The 19,568-nt window shown below is 35.5% G+C and carries 19 protein-coding genes; 11 read left to right on the top strand and 8 right to left on the bottom strand.

The window, feature by feature from the left end:
* The first annotated feature begins 52 nt into the window (after nt 1-52).
* From cmoA to JHT90_RS04555, 8 genes are all read left to right on the top strand, one after another.
* A complete protein-coding gene (gene cmoA, locus JHT90_RS04590; RefSeq protein WP_201094683.1) occupies nt 53-793 on the top strand; it encodes a carboxy-S-adenosyl-L-methionine synthase CmoA in 741 nt (246 codons plus the stop codon).
* A complete protein-coding gene (gene cmoB, locus JHT90_RS04585; RefSeq protein ID WP_201094678.1) occupies nt 790-1,746 on the top strand; it encodes a tRNA 5-methoxyuridine(34)/uridine 5-oxyacetic acid(34) synthase CmoB in 957 nt (318 codons plus the stop codon). The genes cmoA and cmoB overlap by 4 nt, the downstream gene beginning before the upstream one ends.
* 135 nt (nt 1,747-1,881) lie before the next feature.
* Nucleotides 1,882-2,448: a serine protease inhibitor ecotin gene (gene eco / locus JHT90_RS04580; protein ID WP_201094676.1), complete on the top strand. Its 567-nt coding sequence runs from the start codon at nt 1,882-1,884 to the stop codon at nt 2,446-2,448.
* A 198-nt stretch (nt 2,449-2,646) separates the two neighbouring features.
* Entirely contained in the window at nt 2,647-4,194 is a 1,548-nt protein-coding gene (locus JHT90_RS04575; RefSeq protein WP_201094672.1) for an EAL domain-containing protein, read from the top strand.
* A 121-nt stretch (nt 4,195-4,315) separates the two neighbouring features.
* Nucleotides 4,316-5,863: an EAL domain-containing protein gene (locus JHT90_RS04570; RefSeq protein WP_201094671.1), complete on the top strand. Its 1,548-nt coding sequence runs from the start codon at nt 4,316-4,318 to the stop codon at nt 5,861-5,863.
* A gap of 225 nt (nt 5,864-6,088) precedes the next feature.
* Nucleotides 6,089-8,809: an autotransporter outer membrane beta-barrel domain-containing protein gene (locus tag JHT90_RS04565; RefSeq protein WP_201094670.1), complete on the top strand. Its 2,721-nt coding sequence runs from the start codon at nt 6,089-6,091 to the stop codon at nt 8,807-8,809.
* 224 nt (nt 8,810-9,033) lie between these two features.
* Nucleotides 9,034-10,287, top strand: coding sequence for an MFS transporter (locus tag JHT90_RS04560; protein ID WP_201094669.1), 1,254 nt, complete (start codon nt 9,034-9,036; stop codon nt 10,285-10,287).
* A gap of 62 nt (nt 10,288-10,349) precedes the next feature.
* Nucleotides 10,350-11,183 carry an AraC family transcriptional regulator gene (locus tag JHT90_RS04555; RefSeq protein ID WP_201094667.1) on the top strand — a complete coding sequence of 278 codons (834 nt, stop codon included), beginning with the start codon at nt 10,350-10,352 and terminating at the stop codon, nt 11,181-11,183.
* A 95-nt stretch (nt 11,184-11,278) separates the two neighbouring features.
* Here JHT90_RS04555 and JHT90_RS04550 read toward each other — a convergent pair whose 3' ends face one another.
* A complete protein-coding gene (locus tag JHT90_RS04550) occupies nt 11,279-11,866 on the bottom strand; it encodes a LysE family translocator (protein WP_201095763.1) in 588 nt (195 codons plus the stop codon).
* Nucleotides 11,867-12,031: 165 nt separating this feature from the next.
* Between JHT90_RS04550 and JHT90_RS04545 the strand changes: the two genes are divergently transcribed.
* Entirely contained in the window at nt 12,032-12,949 is a 918-nt protein-coding gene (locus JHT90_RS04545) for a bestrophin family protein (protein ID WP_201094665.1), read from the top strand.
* Nucleotides 12,950-12,988: 39 nt separating this feature from the next.
* On the opposite strand, the gene JHT90_RS04540 is transcribed toward JHT90_RS04545, so the two are convergent.
* From JHT90_RS04540 to folB, 4 genes are all read right to left on the bottom strand, one after another.
* Nucleotides 12,989-13,510, bottom strand: coding sequence for a nitroreductase family protein (locus tag JHT90_RS04540; protein WP_201094663.1), 522 nt, complete (start codon nt 13,508-13,510; stop codon nt 12,989-12,991).
* Nucleotides 13,511-13,532: 22 nt separating this feature from the next.
* On the bottom strand, nt 13,533-14,402 hold the full coding sequence (locus JHT90_RS04535; RefSeq protein WP_201094661.1) for an SPFH domain-containing protein: 870 nt from the start codon (nt 14,400-14,402) through the stop codon (nt 13,533-13,535).
* A gap of 81 nt (nt 14,403-14,483) precedes the next feature.
* The gene (folK, locus tag JHT90_RS04530) at nt 14,484-14,984 is read right to left on the bottom strand and encodes a 2-amino-4-hydroxy-6-hydroxymethyldihydropteridine diphosphokinase (protein WP_201094659.1); all 501 of its coding nucleotides are present in this window, start codon (nt 14,982-14,984) and stop codon (nt 14,484-14,486) included.
* Nucleotides 14,975-15,328, bottom strand: coding sequence for a dihydroneopterin aldolase (gene folB / locus JHT90_RS04525; protein WP_201095761.1), 354 nt, complete (start codon nt 15,326-15,328; stop codon nt 14,975-14,977). Before folB ends, folK begins: the two co-directional genes overlap by 10 nt.
* A gap of 48 nt (nt 15,329-15,376) precedes the next feature.
* Between folB and plsY the strand changes: the two genes are divergently transcribed.
* A complete protein-coding gene (gene plsY, locus JHT90_RS04520; RefSeq protein WP_201094657.1) occupies nt 15,377-15,946 on the top strand; it encodes a glycerol-3-phosphate 1-O-acyltransferase PlsY in 570 nt (189 codons plus the stop codon).
* 82 nt (nt 15,947-16,028) lie between these two features.
* The gene (gene aqpZ, locus JHT90_RS04515; protein ID WP_201094656.1) at nt 16,029-16,703 is read left to right on the top strand and encodes an aquaporin Z; all 675 of its coding nucleotides are present in this window, start codon (nt 16,029-16,031) and stop codon (nt 16,701-16,703) included.
* 79 nt (nt 16,704-16,782) lie between these two features.
* Here aqpZ and tsaD read toward each other — a convergent pair whose 3' ends face one another.
* From tsaD to JHT90_RS04500, 3 genes are all read right to left on the bottom strand, one after another.
* On the bottom strand, nt 16,783-17,808 hold the full coding sequence (gene tsaD, locus JHT90_RS04510; protein WP_201094654.1) for a tRNA (adenosine(37)-N6)-threonylcarbamoyltransferase complex transferase subunit TsaD: 1,026 nt from the start codon (nt 17,806-17,808) through the stop codon (nt 16,783-16,785).
* A gap of 82 nt (nt 17,809-17,890) precedes the next feature.
* Nucleotides 17,891-18,205, bottom strand: coding sequence for a monooxygenase (locus JHT90_RS04505; RefSeq protein ID WP_201094652.1), 315 nt, complete (start codon nt 18,203-18,205; stop codon nt 17,891-17,893).
* 95 nt (nt 18,206-18,300) lie between these two features.
* Nucleotides 18,301-19,515 carry a toxin-antitoxin system YwqK family antitoxin gene (locus tag JHT90_RS04500; protein ID WP_201094650.1) on the bottom strand — a complete coding sequence of 405 codons (1,215 nt, stop codon included), beginning with the start codon at nt 19,513-19,515 and terminating at the stop codon, nt 18,301-18,303.
* Nucleotides 19,516-19,568: the final 53 nt, after the last annotated feature.

The raw sequence follows: 19,568 nt of genomic DNA, 5'->3' as shown, positions 1-19,568 counted from the left end.
ATATATATCAGCATAATGCTAAAATAAAGCGTTCTATCTACTTTAAACTACTATGAAAAAAACTGATAATATTTTTGCTGCTGCTCTAGAAAAAGTTCCAGATTTCGTTTTTAACGAAGACGTTGTAAACGTTTTTCCTGATATGATCAAACGTTCAGTTCCTGGCTACCCTACTATTGTTGAAAATATTGGAGTAATCGCTGCTCAATATGCTCAACCTTATAGTTTATTATATGATCTTGGTTGTTCTTTAGGTGCAGTTACTCAAGCATTACGTCGTCATGTCAAACAACCAGAATGTCGTATTTTAGCGATTGATAATTCTGCGCCCATGGTACAGCGTTGCCAAGAGTATCTAATGGCACAGGATGCTATGTATCAAGAGCTTGTAGCAACTCAAGTCATCGAAGCAGATATTGTAAGCATGGATTGGCAGCCAGCCTCAGTTGTAACAATGAACTTCACACTGCAATTTATTAAACCAGAACAGCGTTTAGCTATACTAAAAAATATATATCATATTCTAGATCCTAAAGGTGTACTACTACTCTCTGAGAAAATACGATTTGATCAGTCTGATGATCAACAACTTATTAATGAACTACATCTAGCCTTTAAACGTGCTAATGGCTACAGTGAACTTGAAATAGCTCAAAAACGTACAGCTATTGAAAATGTAATGAAAATAGATTCGCTGGCCATTCACCAACAAAGGTTATATGAAGCTGGCTTCTCTAAAGTGACTGTTTGGTTTCAATGTCTTAACTTTATTTCTCTTATAGCGTTACCATGATTAACTTAACTGATTTAATACCCCTTCTAGCAAAAACTAATTTACAACCATGGGCAAGCCAGTTACCCCAATTGGTAGAACAAAAACTAAACTGTGAACACGGTGATCTACCTCGTTGGCAAGCTGCCATAGCAGAACTTCCTGAGCTTACTGTTGAACATATTGAACTAGCTAAAGAGTTCGCTATTAATGGTGCTGTTTCTGAACAACAACATACCCAACTAGAACAAGCCTTACGTAAATTGATGCCTTGGCGTAAAGGGCCTTTTCAAATTTTTACTACTTTTATAGATACTGAATGGCATTCTGATTGGAAATGGAACAGAGTAATTCCTCATCTTAATTTACAAAATAAACGTATTTTAGATGTTGGTTGTGGTAATGGCTATTATCAGTGGCGTATGCTAGGCGCAGGCGCTAAATATGTATTAGGTATTGATCCAAACTTACTCTTTATGTGCCAATTTCTAGCCATTAAAAAATACCTGCCTAAATTACCTGTATGGATGTTACCTTTTACCTTAGATGATTTCCCCCAACAATCAGAAAGTTTCGATACAGTATTCTCAATGGGCGTGCTTTATCATCGTCGCTCTCCTATCGATCATTTACTTGAACTAAAAGATTGCCTTGTTAAAGGTGGCGAACTGGTTTTGGAAACACTTATTATTGAGGGCGATGAACAGCAAGTTCTCGTACCAGAAGATCGTTATGCACAAATGCGTAATGTATGGTTTTTACCTTCTGTGCCTGCTTTAAAATTATGGTTAAAGCGTGCTGGCTATCATAATATTCGTTGTGTTGATATTAGCCAGACTACGACTCTAGAACAACGAGCTACTGATTGGATGACCTATCAATCATTGCCAAATTTTTTAGACCCTAATGATCACAACCTTACTATAGAAGGTTTACCTGCACCTAAGCGTGCAGTGATACTGGCTAATAAATAATCACTGTTAATATCTTGTAGTACAATAGTATATGACTATTTATCGATTATTTTATAGTATGATTAAGTCCTAAATTAATTGCTAGCAAAGTAATTAATATTTACTAAAATTTAATGATTATTAACAGGTATTGTTATGAATAAAATTTCAGCTCTTTGCCTTTCCACTGTATTAGGCTGTGTAAGTTTTTATGCATTAGCTAATGACAACACAACTCAAACTACAGATGCCAAACCTGCACAAACAGATGTAACATTACTCCAAAAGGAAGAGCAAGGCATGAAACCTAAGGTATTAAAAGACGTTGCGCCTTATCCAGAAGCGACTGAAGACCAAAAACGTTATGCTATCTTTGTAGATCCTAAAGAGAATGAACAAAACTACAAAGTAGAGCTTGTTTTTGGCAAAAAAATTATGGTTGATAGCTGTAATCGTTACATGCTTGGTGGTAGCGTTGAAGAAAAAGATTTACAAGGTTGGGGTTATAACTACTATATTGTAGAACAAGTAGGTCAACCTGCCTCTACAATGATGGCTTGCCCTAATAATGATAAACACGAAGCATTTGTGCCAATGACAACTCAAACTTTTGCGCGTTATAACAGCAAATTACCTATCGTAATTTATGCGCCTAAAGATGTTGAAGTTCGTTATCGTATTTGGTCAGCTCCAGAAGAAACAACTTTGGCAGAAGCACAATAAATACCATTAAAGCCTGTTAGTTTTAACAGGCTTTAATAGTTTACCAACATAAATCTACTACCTATTCACTATATAAAAACGCCCGAAACTCTATACAATAATATATTATAAATCCTTTAATAATTATTATATAAAGTAGTACTTAAAAGGGATTTATGGTTTACCTTTAAAAAACTAAATATAACTAGAACTAGCTACATGATACCCCATACATTAAAAAGCCTATTAATCCTCCGTAAACTTTATCCGTTTATGGTAGCTCTATTTATTTGTATTATTGGTTACTCAGGGATTTATTTTTATGCTTATACAAAAGGGCAAAAATTTACCGCTGAAACTAATCATATGGTAACCAGTAAAATTGATGATCTCTTGACTGCTCTTCACTCAACCACTATTACAGTTTTACCCCTTATAGAACTCGATTGTAAGGTAGTCAAACCTATTCTAAAAGAAATTGTCTCTAAAAATAGTAAAATAAAGGCCATTAATTTACTCAAAGATGAGAAACCTTATTGTTCCTCTGAAAATACTGATGATGTAAAACCATCTAATACTACAAAGTTACTATTAAAACAACATACACCAGACACCGCCCTTATGTTGTTAGATAACGATATTGTGTTAGACCACTCTATAGATTTGACAAAAAGACATCGTATTATTATTACAGTGGTTAGTTTTCAGGCATTAAGAGAGATTTTAACGCCTCGCGTGCCTACGCAAATCATCACCTTAAAGTTTGATGACCATACTATAACCTATCAAAGTATAGATACAGAACCACCAACAATTTATCAATCAATGAAAGTACAATCATATGTTGGTTATCACTATACAATTGAAACAGGCTATATATATCCATTAAATTTACATATCCTGTTTTATTACCATGGTATACCTTTAATATTAGTTACTTTGTTTGCTTTTTTTGCATATTTTATTACCCGTTGGTTTATTAATAATATTTCTAGTACTTACTATGAATTAAATACAGCTATTAATGACAATCAAATCAAAGCCTATGCTCAGCCTGTAATTAATGCTAAAAGTGGTGAATTAACGGGTATCGAAATACTAGCGCGTTGGCATCATCCTAAAATGGGTATAATTAGTCCTGATGCGTTTATTCCTGTGGCTGAAAAAACAGGATTGATTATCCCTTTAACACAAACATTAATGAAAGAAGTAGCTGAAACATTAGCGCCTTTTGCTGCTATTATTTCTCCCAATTTTCATGTTGGCTTCAATATTTCCAAAAAACATTGTGAAAGCCTACAGTTAGCCAACGACTGTAAACAGTTTTATCAGCAGTTAAAAACTCGTAATATTAGCTTAGTCATTGAAATTACCGAACGAGAACTTATTGAGGTGACTGATATAACAAAAAAACTATTTAAAGAGTTACATGATCTCGATATTAAAATAGCCTTAGATGATTTTGGTGTAGGTAATTCTAACTTATCTTATCTTTTTGATTTTTCAATTAATTATTTAAAAATAGATAAAAGTTTTGTGTCACGTATTGGCTCTGATGCACTTTCTAAAAATATTCTAGACTCTATTATTGAAATTACTCATAACTGTCAAATAGAATCTTGTGCAGAAGGAGTAGAAACTGAAGAACAGGCTAATTATCTAATAAACAAAGGCGTTACCTATTTACAAGGGTATTTTTACTCACCACCTGTTCCTATTAAAGACTTTATCAAAAGCGAGTACTTTAAAAATCAACTCAATCAATAATTAAACTGCTGTCAGGTATTATAAATAAGTATTTTTCGCAATAAATATAGAGTTAGAACAAAGTATTAGCTACTAAATTCACATACTATTTGCCATCACCATTTTGTTTGAGGTAATTAGCATGGAGCTTTCAAGAAGAAAAAGTTTTGCTATTTTGCGAAAGTTTTATCCTTTAATAACAGCTCTTTTTACTGGTATTATTGGCTATACAGGAATTTTTTTGTATGCTAAATATCAAGGACGGTCATTTTCTACCCAAACTAACTATATGGCGATTAGTCAAATAGATGACATCATGTCCTCTATGTACACTATTGCAACAGCAACGCTCCCCCTTACAGATATTGATTGTAAAATCACTCATCCATTATTAGTGGCGATTGTAAAAAATAATCCTGAAATTAAATCTATCGACTTGATAAAAAATCAACAGTTTTTTTGCTCATCAGACACTCAATTTGTTGCTAAACCCTATTTTAATAATGACGGTAATACCTACCAAGATATACCTAAAGTCTCTTATATTTTATTTAACCAAATTTTTGATATGCCCTATCCAAATAACAATAAAGAGAAAAATGCAGTTATTATGGTAATAGATGATCAAGAGATTAAAGATATTCTAGAGCCTCGACTTGATACACAACTGGTTACGCTAAAACTACACAATACCAATATTACTTATCAAGGTGTTACCCCACCTACAGAAAACTACTATACAGTTGCTACTCATTCTCTTGGACAAATACCCTATAAAGTAGAAACCTCCTATATTAGTCCTCCCACCATAGGAGTATTATTTTATTACTATGGCAACCCTTTTCTTATAATCACCCTATTAATAATTATTAGTTATTTATTTACTCATTGGGTACTAAAAAATATATCAGGGTCTTATAATGAATTATATCTGGCTATCCAAGATGAACAAATAAAAGCCTATATTCAACCACTATTTAGTGCTGAAAATTATCAAATAATAGGCATAGAGGTTTTATCCCGCTGGCACCACTCTAACTCAACAATCATTATGCCAGACACCTTTATACCGCTTGCTGAAAAATCAGGGTTAATCATTCCCATGACCCAATTAATTATGAAAGAAGTAGCCACTACGTTAGCACCTTATGCTAAAAAGCTACCTGATAATTTTCATATAGGTTTTAATATTTCACGCTATCATTGCCAAGATCTAGAGTTTGTAAATGACTGTCGAAGGTTTTTTAAACATTTAAGAACTAATAAAGCCACTTTAGTTATAGAAGTAACTGAACGAGAGCTTATTGAGGTAAACACTACCACTAAATTATTGTTTAAAGAACTTCATACCTTAAATGCCAAAATTGCTTTAGATGACTTTGGCATAGGCAATTCAAATTTAAGCTATTTGTATGATTTTTCAATAGATTATTTAAAAATAGATAAAAGTTTTGTATCACGTATTGGTTCAGATGCCCTGTCAAAAAATATTTTAGATAGTATTATTGAAATAGCCCACAACTGTAAATTAGAGTCCTTTGCTGAGGGTATTGAAACAGAGGAACAAGCTATCTATTTAAAAGAAAGAGGAGTACGTTTTCTACAAGGCTATCTATTAGGAAAACCTATGCCTATCAATGATTTTATAAAAACTAAACACTTTCAACAATTAATAACTTCAACACTCTAATAAATAGCAATAACACAAATACAAAGCCAATTATTTTAACTTATCTGAACAATAGCTAACAAAAGTTGTGGATTATTAAACATATCGTGAACTACATCACACTTAAAGAATCTTGGATTTAAAGAGATAGACCAAAGTATAGTATATTTGAGGAAGCAACTTATCTTCCTAAATTTATTAGGATATTTTGATAGAGTTAGCAGTAATTATCGGAGTATTATCCTAATGTCCTATACTAAGTTTGTTAAAATACCTACTGGTACTTTACTATACCCACTTTTATTACTAGCAATTGCTAATCCTGCATTTGCAAGGAAAGCTAATCAAATCTTACAAGATGAAATTGTTACTCATCCAGGGGTATATGCCTTTAATCATGACTATATTAATGCCACTGTGCAAAATGGTGGACAACTCGTATTACTTCCTGGCTGTAGCAATAGCAATTGTGATCCCAATAGCGATGATTATTATTACGCCACAGCAGAGGGCGTTACTGTTACAGGAACAGACAGTCAACTACGAGTGGGTGGTACAGCAAACAATACTACAGTAGAAAATGGTGGTACAGTTTTGGTTGGCCAAGCAGGCTTTGGCGCACTTGTTGACGATAGTATGCGTTGGGACACATTTCCAGCAGAACTTACTAATACCACTATAAAAAATGGCGGTATTGAAAAAGTTTTGGCAGGTGGTGTATCTACTGGCTCTACGATTGAAACAGGTGGTAAACAATACGTTTACCTAGAGACAGGCGACTTGCATGCAAATGACACTAAAGCAGGTACTGCTATCAATGCTATTATAAACGGTGGACAGCAAAACGTTTATGGTACTGGTGCTAAGGCTATTGGCTCAATCATTAATAACGGTGGTTCACAATATATTTATAACGCCAATTACGCCACTCAAAATGGTGGTGGTTATGCAGAGAACACTATTATTAATAATGGTATGCAGTCTGTGTACGGTATTGGTTCACAGGCTCATAACACAACTATTAATACGCAAGGCGTTCAATACGTCTATGGTAACGGTCTAGTCACTGATACTACCATTAATGGTGGTTTACAACGTATTTACAGTAATAGCACTGGTGTTGGCGAGGCAAAAAATACTACCTTAAATAGTGGCAGTCAATATGTTTACAGTAATGGAATAGCTACTGATACCATTGTTAATGGTGGTATACAGCAAATTTTTAGTGCGGGTATAGCTAACAATACTACTGTCAATAACGGTGGTACACAAAAAGTACAAAATGCTAACTCGATAGCTACTGATAATATTATTAATAATGGTGGTTTACAACAAGTATGGGATAATGGTCAAGCTATTAATAATACTATTAATACAGGTGCTGCGCAGGTTGTAAACAATGCAGGCATTATTAAAGATACTACTGTAAATGGTGGTTATACCAGTATATATGATGGTGGTATTTCGCAAGGCGCTCTGGATATCACTAATCAAGGTATGTTAGCCATACAAACCTCTGCAAGCCAAACCTCGAATATTGCTAATGCGACTATTGACAGTCAAAGTGATTTAACACTAATTGTTAATTCTGCTTTATCAGGAACTGGCAATAGCTTTGTTAATATTACCAATCTAGAAAATAATGGCGTTGCTTCATTTAGTGGAATACAACTTGGTAGTAACATTCCTGTAAATAGTTTTGATCCTATTACCTTAAATGTAGACAATTTAAAAGGTAATGGCGTCTATGCGATGCAAGCTGATATTGGTAACCAAATAGGCGACCTTATCAAAGTCAATCAGTTAGATGCTAATAGTAACAACCTGCTATTTATAGCCAACAACGGTGCATCCACAGCCCAAGTAACAGATAAATTAACTGTAGTAGAAACTACCAGTGGTGGTAATGCTAACCAATTTAGTTTATATCGTACGGTTGAACAAGGTGGTTATGAGTTTGGGCTACGCCAAGAAGGCAATAACTGGGTACTTTGTGCAGATGCTAATTGTGCTAGAGGTCCTGTTCCTCCGGGTGGAATCGGTTCATTAACCACTACTGCTCAAGCAGCAGCTAACTTTATGAATACCAGTTATCTAGTAAGCTATATTAATACCCAAAACCTAATGCAACGCATGGGAGATCTTCGTAATACTGAACAGACCAAAGATGTTGATATTTGGATGCGTGGTTTTGCTGGCAAATTAAACTCATTCGATGGCAATCTTGGTGGCTTCGATATGAACTATCGTGGTACCCAAATAGGTGCTGATAAAATTATTAATCTTTCAGCAGGTGCCCTTCGTGTAGGTGTTGCTGCTGGTTACACTGATGCAAATCCTAATTACCGTGCTGGTAATGGTGGGGTTCGTAGTTACAATTTTGGGTTATATGGTACCTATACCACAGAAAATAACTTCTATGTAGATACTCTCTTAAAATATGACCATATTAAAAATAACTTTAGTGTTAAAGATACTCAAAATAATAAAGTATCTGGTCATGCTAAAAGTAATGGTTATGGTTTCTCTGTAGAGGCTGGCAAACGTTTCTTTATGCAAAACCCTAATGATGGTTTGTATATAGAACCGCAAGTACAGTTAAGTTACATGCATCAACAAGGTGATACTGTTCGTGCATCTAATGGTTTAAATATAAAACTAAGCGATTATGACTCAACCTTAGGTAGAGTAAGTACGGCTGTAGGCTATCAAGTTAAAAATACTGCTAATCCTATTAATGTTTACTTTAAAACAGGGTATGTTAGAGAATTTACAGGTGACAATATCAATTACCGTTTAAACAACAGTAAAGAGAAACATAGCTTTAAAGGTAATTTTTGGGATAACGAATTAGGTGTAAGTATGACCATTAATAAGCAACATACTATTCATGCTGATTTAAACTATGCCAATGGTAATCGCTTTGATAAACAACAAATTAATGTGGGTTATCGCTATACTTTCTAATTAAATACGCTTATCACTCTTTTGGGTACAAGTTTGTACCCTTTTTTTTGCCAACTATTTATTAGAGTTTCTAATAGCAGATTGTTATAATCTAACCACTTTTAAAAATAACTTATTAATAGTACTGGCATCAATTACATGATGTGACTAATACAATCCCCCAATAATTAACAAAGTAAACAATAACGCAATAGTAATAACTAAAAATAAAAGAGGAATTCAAATTGGCTAAAAATAGCGTGGGTAGTTGGTATTTCGGTTGGAATATTGTAGCCGCAGCCACCCTATTAACCATGTTAACCGTAGGTATGAGAATGAGTATTGGCCCATTTTTCTTACCCATGTTACATGATCTTGGTTTTAGTCGTAGTTGGTTATCAGCCATTATTGCCATTGGTATGTTGTTTTATGGTATTGGTATGCCCATCGCAGGGTATTTAGTCAATAAATATGGCACACGGTTTGTACTTATTCTAGGTACTATTATTGTTGTTAGCTCTTCAATTTGGACAGTGTTTGCTACTGACTTAGTTAGCTTTTTCTTAGCCTTCGGTCTTACCTTATCAGTAGGTCTTGCTTTTACTAGCCCTGTGGCTTTAACCCCTGTTTTAAGTCGTTGGTTTACCCGTAAACGTGGCATGGCACTATTCTTTCTGTCAACAGGTTCAATGGCAGGTATTGCCGTTATGACGCCAGTATTTACCTATACTATTGGGCAATTTAGCTGGCAAACGACCATGGTGGGTTATGCTATTATATTTGCACTGCTAACCATCCCTACTGCTTTACTTATTATTCGTGATGACGCTCCTGAACATACTGACTTATTACCTGAACAAATAGCGAAGAAAGCACAAGCCAGTAAAATTAATCAGCCTGCTACACCATTTTTAACAGTTAGTGAAGCAATTCGTACTCGTCCTTTTTGGCAAATTTGTGTTGGATTATTTACCTGTGGTTTTAGTATGAATCTACTCGGCACACATGGTATACCAATGTTGGTAGATCATGGTTTTGATGAAACCACTAGCTCAATAGGTATTGGCTTAATTGGCCTAGTAGCCATCTTTGGTACAGTGATATTAGGACGTATCTCAGATATTTTCCAACGTCGACATTTGCTTGCTGCTATTTATTTTGTAAGGGGTTTAGGTTTTATTGCACTAGTGATGGTGGCAACTAAATGGGAACTTTATACCGTAGCAGCTATTGGTGGCTTGGTGTGGTCAGGTAGTATAGCGCTGTCCTCAGCCATACTTGCTGATATTTATGGTATTCGCTTAGTTGGTATTCTTTACGGTTGGACTTATTTAGGTCATCAGATTGGCGCTATGATCAGCTCATGGCTAGGCGGTTGGGCTTATGAAGTTTTCCATAACCATTGGATTTCTTTTGGTAGCGCAGGTATTTTACTGATTATAGCGGCTGTTATTTCTTTATGTCTGCCAAAACAGGGAGCTAATCATCCAGCTACTTAAGGAGCAAATTACTTGCCATATCAATAGCTTCCGTTTAGTATAACTATGCAATTTATTCAATAATGCAGGTAACAGCTTTGCATACAAGTAATCCAATAATATTCTGGCGTCATTCTGCTTTGCCTTTTTTAGAAGTACGTGCCGTTGCTGATGGTAGAAAAGCCTGCTATCAGCCACATATTCATAATACTTTTTCAATAGGTGCTATTACAGCAGGAACCAGTAGCTATTTTGATGGCACTACCAATCATCAAACTAGATTAGGAACAGTTGTATTAATCAATCCTGATACAGTACATGCCTGTAACCCAATCAATAATCAACCATGGTCTTATCTTATGTACTATGTGGATGTTGTTTGGTTAACTCAATTGCAACAAGAACTAGGAATTAATGAAGGTCATTTTTACCCTTTCCCAAAAACCATTACACACAATACTGCAATCTATCAAGGGCTAACAGCACTTTATACGACGCTGTCTAATTCAGAACATGAGATATTGTATAAACAATTGGCAGCTATTAATTTCTTTTCATTATTACAACAACAAATTACTCCTGTTGCTATAACAGACAAACTGCCCCTACCCCACGATAAGTTACAGCAAGTAGCAGAGTATATTTCTGCGCACTGCACAGAATCTATACAATTAGATACCCTTTGTGAACAGGTGAAACTTTCACCTTACTACCTCATTCGTAGCTTTAAAAAGTATTATGGGATCACTCCCCATGATTATTTAATTAACCGTCGTATTCAATATGGTCAACATCTATTGAGACAGGGTAGTAATATTATTGATGCCGCAATGGCTAGTGGTTTCTCTGACCAAGCACATTTTCAACGTACTTTCAAAAAACTATTATCGGCTACCCCAAAACAGTATCAAGCCTAACCTCTATAGCTGTTCCCATCGTTTTACAAGATGGCTAAAGACAGTAGCAATAATATGTCTAAATCATTCAATAAAGTATAAAAAAAGTGACTGAACTACAGTGCTAAAAATACTGCGCTGGCTACTAATAACAATGCCATTAACTGATTAAATCGCTTTAGATAATTAGGCTTTTGTAGAAAATGCTGTAGAAAAATACCAGCATAAGCCCAGCATCCCACAGACAAAAAACAAATAATCCAATAGAGAACAGCAAACTGCCAAACTAATAATGTATTACCTTGCATTGTGTAAGCGCCAATACCTGCCACTGAACAAAGCCATGCTTTAGGATTTAGCCATTGCATTAATGCGCCATATAAAAAAGGTCTATTACTACTTCGCTGTTTAGCTGTTTGTAATTGTCCATTATCGGTAAAAAACTTATAGGCTAGAAAAAGTAAAAAAGCGATACCAGACCACTGGATAATGGTAATCAATAAGGGATAAACTTCTAATGTATGATGCAAACCTAAGCCAATTAAAAGTAACAGCAAGGTATAACCTGTGGCCTGTCCTGTCACATAAATAGCTGAAATTCTCACACCATATTGAGTACCATAACTTAACGCCACCACATTAACAGGGCCAGGTGTGATTGAGGTGACTAAAGCATACACTGCCATGGATAAAAAAAGACTTATACTCATTTAGACTACATCCTAATTAAACTTTATAAGGAAAGATTGTCAAATAAGCTGTCTGTTGTATTGAAAAAAATTGCCTTCTATTAAATTTTTAATTAGTTAAGGCTTTTTTTCTTATATCGTATTAAAATTCACTCTTTAATATTGCTTACTTATTCTTTTATGATTGTTAAATCAAAAACGCCCTCTACCTTTGCCCTACTATTTACTAAAAAAGGGTCTATTATCCCTATTATATGGCGTAGAGTATTATTTACTGTATTACTGAGTTCGCTTGTGGTATTAAGTCATGGCACACTGTACCACTATAAAATTATTATTACTGCTGCCCCCTTTACTATTTGGGGTATTACCTTAGCTATCTTTTTAAGTTTTAGAAATAATGTTGCTTATCAACGTTTCTGGGAAGCTAGAACCTTATGGGGACAATTGCTAATCAGTGGCCGTAACTTAACTAGGCAATTGGTTAGTTTCTTTCCGCAACTGTCTAAAGAAGAACAACAGGCTATTACGAATAAAATTATTGCTTTTGGTTATGCATTACGTAATACGCTGCGTGATAATGCTCCTTTACAAGATTTAGAACCTTATCTTACAAAGCAGGAATACCAAGAACTTGAGAACTCTCCTAATATTCCTAACAAGTTGTTAAGTAAATTAGGTATAGCATTTGCTAACACCTGTCACAAAACCAATACCAATGCTGTATTATTATCTAGTATTGATCGTGAACTAAGCCATCTTTCTGGTGTGCTAAGTGGCTGCGAAAAAATAAAAAATACCCCTCTGCCATTTCCTTATATTCTATTACTGCATAGAACAGTACATATTTATTGTTTTGTATTACCTTTCTGCTTAGTAGATAGCATTGGTTGGTCTACACCCTTTGCTGTTTGTTTTTTAGCTTATACTTTTTTTGGTTTAGATGCGTTAGGTGATCAAATTTCTGATCCCTTTGATGCCCAACAAAACGACCTACCTTTAGATGCAATGAGCCGTAATTTAGAAATCAATGTCAAAGAAATAATAGGCCAAGAATTACCAGAACCTATCCAGCCTGTTGATGATGTATTAATGTAAAATTAATAACGACCCTTGCAATAAGGGTCGTTTACTTAATTACTTTGGCCAACCGAACGATTGCGTAATATAGATTTTATAACCCACAGGCAAGGGTAGTCTATTACCTAATACCTGATTGTGATTAGTTTCAATCACATTACCTAGACCTATAGAAGCACAGTACAACCCTGCATTTTGATATAAAGCCCCTATTGATAAAGCATCATATTTACCTTGTGAACCTGTATAAATAAAAGTAAGAGGCGCGCCACCAAATGCAGCATAGTAGTTCTGCTCCAATACTTTTTCTAACTGATGTTGTGCTGCATTAAAGCGCCAAATACCATCTGGCTTAACCACAAACACTATTATTTGTTGATTATTCATGCTGGTAGGAGCGGTGCGCCACCCTTCCCGATTCATTCCCCAAGTAGCCCACAACAAATCACTTAGGGCCTGTTCTGTAATAGGTTTATCATTAAAATCACGGATCGTCTTACGCTCAGCTAAAGCTTGCATTAATGGCTTACCACCCGTTTTATCAGGAGCAGGCAATACTTGTATAGATGGGCTAATCATTATCAAACTCCTACCACAAATATTAGTCTAAAGTTCCTGTATTAATAATTGGTTGCGTACCACGATCACTAATAATAGACACTAATAGATTATTCACTAATTTAGCGCGTTGCTCGCCCTGTAAATTTAGCGTGCCGTCTTGCTCTAACTGCTGAATAGCTGTTTTAGACATATAAACAGCCCCTTCAACGATAATTTGTCTAGCGGAAAGTATCGCTCTTGCTTGTTGGCGCTGTAGCATTGCACTGGCAATTTCAGGCGAATAGGCTAAGTGAGTAATACGTGCTTCAATTACCTCTACCCCCGCTACTGAAAGACGCTCTTGCAGTTCACGTGTTAACTCCTCTGCCACTGCCTCAGCATTGCCCCGTAAAGAAATATCGCTATCAGTAAAGGTATCATAAGGATACTTAGTAGCCACATGACGAATGGCTGTTTCACTTTGTACAGCCACAAAATATTCGTAGTGTTCTACATCAAAACATGCTTTCGCTGTATCAACTACCCGATAAACCACCACTGCTGCAATCTCAATTGGATTACCATCAATATCATTAACCTTTAAGGTATTACTATTAAAATTTCTAACCCGTAATGAAATATCAATCGATTTAGCCAATGGTACGGTCATAAAAATACCACTTTTACGAATAGTACCTAAATAAGTACCAAAGAAAATAATAACCCGTGCTTGATTAGGCTCAATAATACGCATAGAAGTAAGCAATAAAAATGACACAACCACTAATACAGCAGCTATCACTATATGACTAATGCTTGGTAATTGTTCGCTTAATATCGGTTTTAATAAATAGACAGCTATCCCTATAAATATCGCTAAAACAATAAATCCAGCATAGGCATTAATAACAAATGTACCCCGTTCTTTCATGGCATACTCCTCATGTTGAGACGAATAGAATTATCTCTCTTAACTATAAAACTAACAACCAATATCTCTAGTATTTTAGCCTTAACAGCTAAGCCAAGGAGTATCAATAATCCATAGTTTCTGATTTATCTCAGATTGAGAATGTTGCCATATTTCAGCAAAGGTCATACCCAATATGGGATGTTTATGGAAAGGTGATAGCATGGAAAGTGGCAATAGCACATAGGCATTCTTTAAAATACCTGTATGGGGTAAGGTGATACGATCAAATTCACCCACTTGCTCACCATACAATAATAGATCTACATCTAACGGCAAGGACTTCTTATTTTTATCATAGCGTCCGTTATCTGCTTCTATTTTCTTTAAAATAGCACTTAGTTCTAAGAGAGGCAATGAAGTTGACCCTGTCACTACTAGATTATAAAAATTACTACTGGTAATTCCTACAGACTCACTCTCAAAAACGGGAGAACATTGCATATTCTGCAACACCTTTGAAAGTGCCAATAATGCAGCCGAAATATGCTGCTGTTGATTGATATTACTTCCTAGACCTAACCAAACCTGTGTTAACGACATCCGCGTTCAATCTCCACGCCCACTCCTTTGGCGGCTGGTACAGCACCAGGTTTGGTTATCTTTAATTGAAGCCAAGGGATATTAAATTGTTGCATTAACAATGTTGCCAGTTGCTCTGCAAAGGTTTCCACTAATTGAAATTGGCTATTTGCTGCAAATTTTTCAATCGCTTCAGATACTTTGGCATAATCTAACGCTTTTGTAATATCATCATCTATTGCGGCTGGTTTATTATCCCACGCCATTTGCAAATCAATGATTAAGCATTGTTGAATAGTTCTTTCCCAGTCATAGACACCTATTACAGAGCTAACCTCAAGATTTTCAATAAAAACTATATCCACCATTACAATATCTCGCTACAATCAACACTTGGGATAGGAATAATTATCATGTTCTGGTTGTTACTACTTTTTTCATATTTATTAGGTTCTGTCTCTTTTGCTATTTTATTAAGCAAAATAACAGGCAAAACAGACCCTCGCACATTAGGTTCAGGTAATCCTGGTGCCACCAATATGATGCGAGTTGCAGGCATGCGCCTTGCTATTTTTACCCTAATAGGTGATTTAATAAAAGGTATTCTACCAGTATTTATTGCTAAACAATTAGATTTTACACTAGAACAACAAGCATGGATTGGTATAGGCGCTATTATTGGCCATCTCTACCCTGTTTATTTTCACTTTAAAGGTGGTAAAGGTGTTGCCACTGCGGCTGGCATGGTGCTTGCTGTATCTCCAATTATTGGTATGATTGCAATTATAGCTTGGGGAATAACCTTTTACTTCACTCGTACCAGTTCTCTATCTGCCTTAGTAGCACTGGCAGTAATGATGATAATATCCATTCTCTTTGAACATATTATTCTTTTACCTATTTTGGTACTCTGCGCTCTCATTCTTTGGCGACACCGTCGTAATTTACGTGATTTAATAGCTGGCCGTGAACACCATTTTTAAAAAAAGATAGTAGACTAAAGAATAAAAATATCTTTTATATCAGAAAGATATATAATACTAAAAAAACTTTGGATTTATTATCATGAAAAAATATATTGCTGAATTTATAGGAACTGCTACTCTCGTGTTATTTGGCTGCGGCGCGGCTGTATTAGCAGGGGCTCAAGTAGGGCAACTAGGTATCGCGTTTGCATTTGGTCTTAGTATTGTCGCAATGGCTTATGCCATAGGGCCTATATCAGGCTGCCATATTAACCCTGCAGTTACTATTGGTGCATTAGTCAGTAACCGTATTACTGTACAAGATGCTATACCTTATATTATCGCTCAATGCCTTGGCGCTATTGTGGGCGCAACTATTCTCTATCTTATTGCCAGTGGTTCACCTGACTTTATACTAGCAAATGGCCTTGGTCATAATGGCTATGGTGAAGGTTATCAAGGTCAATATAACCTAATGGCTGCTGCACTATTTGAAACTATTGCTACTTTTATCTTTGTGTTTGTTATTCTTGGTTCTACCCATGAACAAGCTTTGAATAAATTTGCAGGATTAGCTATTGGCTTTACTTTAGTGCTTATTCATATTGTTGGTATTCATGTAACAGGCGTTTCTGTTAACCCTGCTCGTAGCTTAGGCCCAGCATTATTTAATGGACATGCATTAGCACAACTATGGGTATTTATTGTATTCCCTATATTAGGTGGTGTATTAGCAGGCCTTGTTTATAAATTAAAATTAATCTATAACACATAATCAATGCATATTTAAACAAAGTATAAAAACTAAAGGGTTAGTTATAAAGGGTATCAGTCAGTGATACCCTTTTTACTACTTAAATTGCAGGTAACTGCTCCATTGGCCAACGTGCTTTCACTTCTATTGCCAAATCACTATGTTCTCCTGCCATTAATCGTTGGCAACCTGCATAAGCAATCATTGCACCATTATCAGTACAAAACTGTGGCCGTGCATAAAACACATTACCTTGTAAAGGTTTAACCATTTCTTCTAAAGAGTAACGAAGTGCTTTATTAGCACTCACTCCACCTGCAATTACTAATTGATTTAAACCTGTCTGTTCTAAAGCACGACGACATTTTATGGTTAATGTTTCCACTACCGCTTGCTGAAAAGCCAATGCAATATCTGCTTTGGTTTGCTCAGTATCCTCATTATCTGCTTTACATTGCTGCCATGCATTTAGAGCTGCTGTTTTAAGGCCACTAAAACTAAACATTAATCCTGGACGATCTGTCATAGGTCTAGGAAATTTAAAACGTTTGGCCATGCCTAGTTCTGCTAAACGAGCAATTTCTGGCCCACCTGGATAATTAAGCCCTAATAATTTAGCTGTTTTATCAAAAGCTTCACCTGCGGCATCATCCACAGACTCACCGAGTAGCTCATAACGACCAATGCCCTCAACTTTTACTAACTGAGTATGACCACCAGACACTAATAAAGCTACAAAAGGAAATTGTGGAGGGTTTTCTTCTAACATAGGCGCCAATAAATGGCCCTCCATATGATGCACACCTACAGAGGGAATACCCCATGCAAAAGACAGTGCTTGAGCAAATGAAGCACCTACTAACAAAGCACCTACTAAGCCTGGTCCTGCTGTATAAGCTATTGCATCAATAGCTGATTTTTCACAACCTGCTTCAGCTAATACTTGATTTAGTAAAGGAATTAAACGCTTAATATGGTCGCGTGATGCTAACTCAGGTACTACCCCACCATAAATACGGTGTAAGTCAATTTGGCTAAATAACGCATCAGCCAGTAGCCCCTTGTCACTGTCATAAAGTGCCACACCTGTTTCATCACAAGAGGTTTCTAACCCCAATACTAACATTTGCTGATTTCCTACTAAAAATAAACGGTGACTATTATAACGGAAAATAACTATCCTTTAGGTAATTATCAATTATTGCCTATTAGTCCCAGTTTAAAGGGCCTTTAGTTATATTAGTTAATGCTTCATTAATCTCAAAGATTTTATAGTTAATATTGCTTGCACCCATTTTTTCTACTCGTTGTTGATGCATATCTAGATAGTTTTGCGCTGATTCTCTGTTTTTAAATAGGTAAATACCTCCAGCTTCACTAGTTGCTTTATTCTCAGTCCATATTTTTGCAATAAAGCCATGTTCTTTAGTAATGCTGTTAGCTAATTCTATAGCAGAATTAACCAAACGATCACCTAACATATCAGCTGACATAGTAAAATCGATTTGTAATATTACAGCCATTAGCTTTCCTCTTTAGAAAATTAATTAGTGAAAACACATTTATGCAATAAAGCTTTTTAATGTATCACTATTAACTTAGACTGTAAAACATCATGCTAATGTTGCAAATTACCTTCTATATAAAGTTGTTGCATATACTTTGAACCATCTTCTGCCCAATATTGCCACGTTCCTTCTGCTAAATTATGGTTATATTCGCCTATTAATAATGGTTTGCCATTGTCATACCATTGCGACCACTTGCCTTGCTTATTACCCTCTCGATAATTAGCTTCTATAAATTTATTGCCATTGGGATACCATAGCGTCCAAAGTCCTTGTTGTAAATCAAGCTGATAATTCCCTTGTTCTCTTTTTTCGCCATTATCATACCAAGCTAGCCAAATTCCTTGCCGTTTACCCTCTATATAATTCCCCTGTTGTGCAATTTGTCCATTCTGGTGCATTCTGGTTACTTGGCCAACAGGCTCACCCTGCTTATAGGTTATTTTGGCTGATAATTGACCATTATCATGCCAATATTGCCAAATACCATTGCGTTTGCCATGTTGATAATACCCTTCATAGCCTTTTTGACCATTGGCATACCAACGCTGCCATAAACCATCTTCAATACCATTTTGATAATGATAAATAAATCTATCCCCTGACTCATAGAAGCCTTGCCAAAGCCCCTCTTTTTTACCTTGTTTATACTGCCCCGTGATTTCTGCTTTACCATCATAAAACCAACTTTGCCACTCTCCCTCTAGCAAACCATTATTATAGAACTCATTATATTGTTGCTGTCCATTGGTATGCCACATTTGCCAATGGCCTTGCTGTTTACCTTTTGTATAACTGCCTCGCTGTTTTATTTGTTGGTTGTTATACCAAGATATCCATTCACCCACTTTATCGCCTTGCTGATAATTACCCTGTAGGCTTTTGCCACCTAAAAAGTTCCAATAAGTCCAAGTACCTTGTGGTTTACCTTTTAAGAAATTAGCTTCTAGAAATTTTTGTCCATCACTGCGCCAGACAATTAAAACACCATCAATACGATAATTTAAATAATCATCTAATTCAAAATTATTTTGTGTTAGTTGCTGTTGATCTAACAAGAGATAAGGATCAGTGTACTTCATACCTTCTTGGTAAAAATCCTGTACTAAAAATCCTTGCTGAGTTTTATTAATTAACTTACGTAGAAAAGCATCATTTTCTGCTACTACTTGATTAGCTTGATATACAGTAGTTGCTGCTTGCAAATAACTGTAATAACCACTTATATTTAATAGTAATAGTAAAACAATTATTTTTTTCATCATCAGTAGAGATTCCATATCGCTATAAACAATATAAAACAGTTTATTGATCTGCT

The sequence above is a fragment of the Entomomonas asaccharolytica genome (assembly GCF_016653615.1).
GTDB lineage: Bacteria > Pseudomonadota > Gammaproteobacteria > Pseudomonadales > Pseudomonadaceae > Entomomonas > Entomomonas asaccharolytica.
This window is presented reverse-complemented; position numbering and strand designations above follow the sequence as displayed.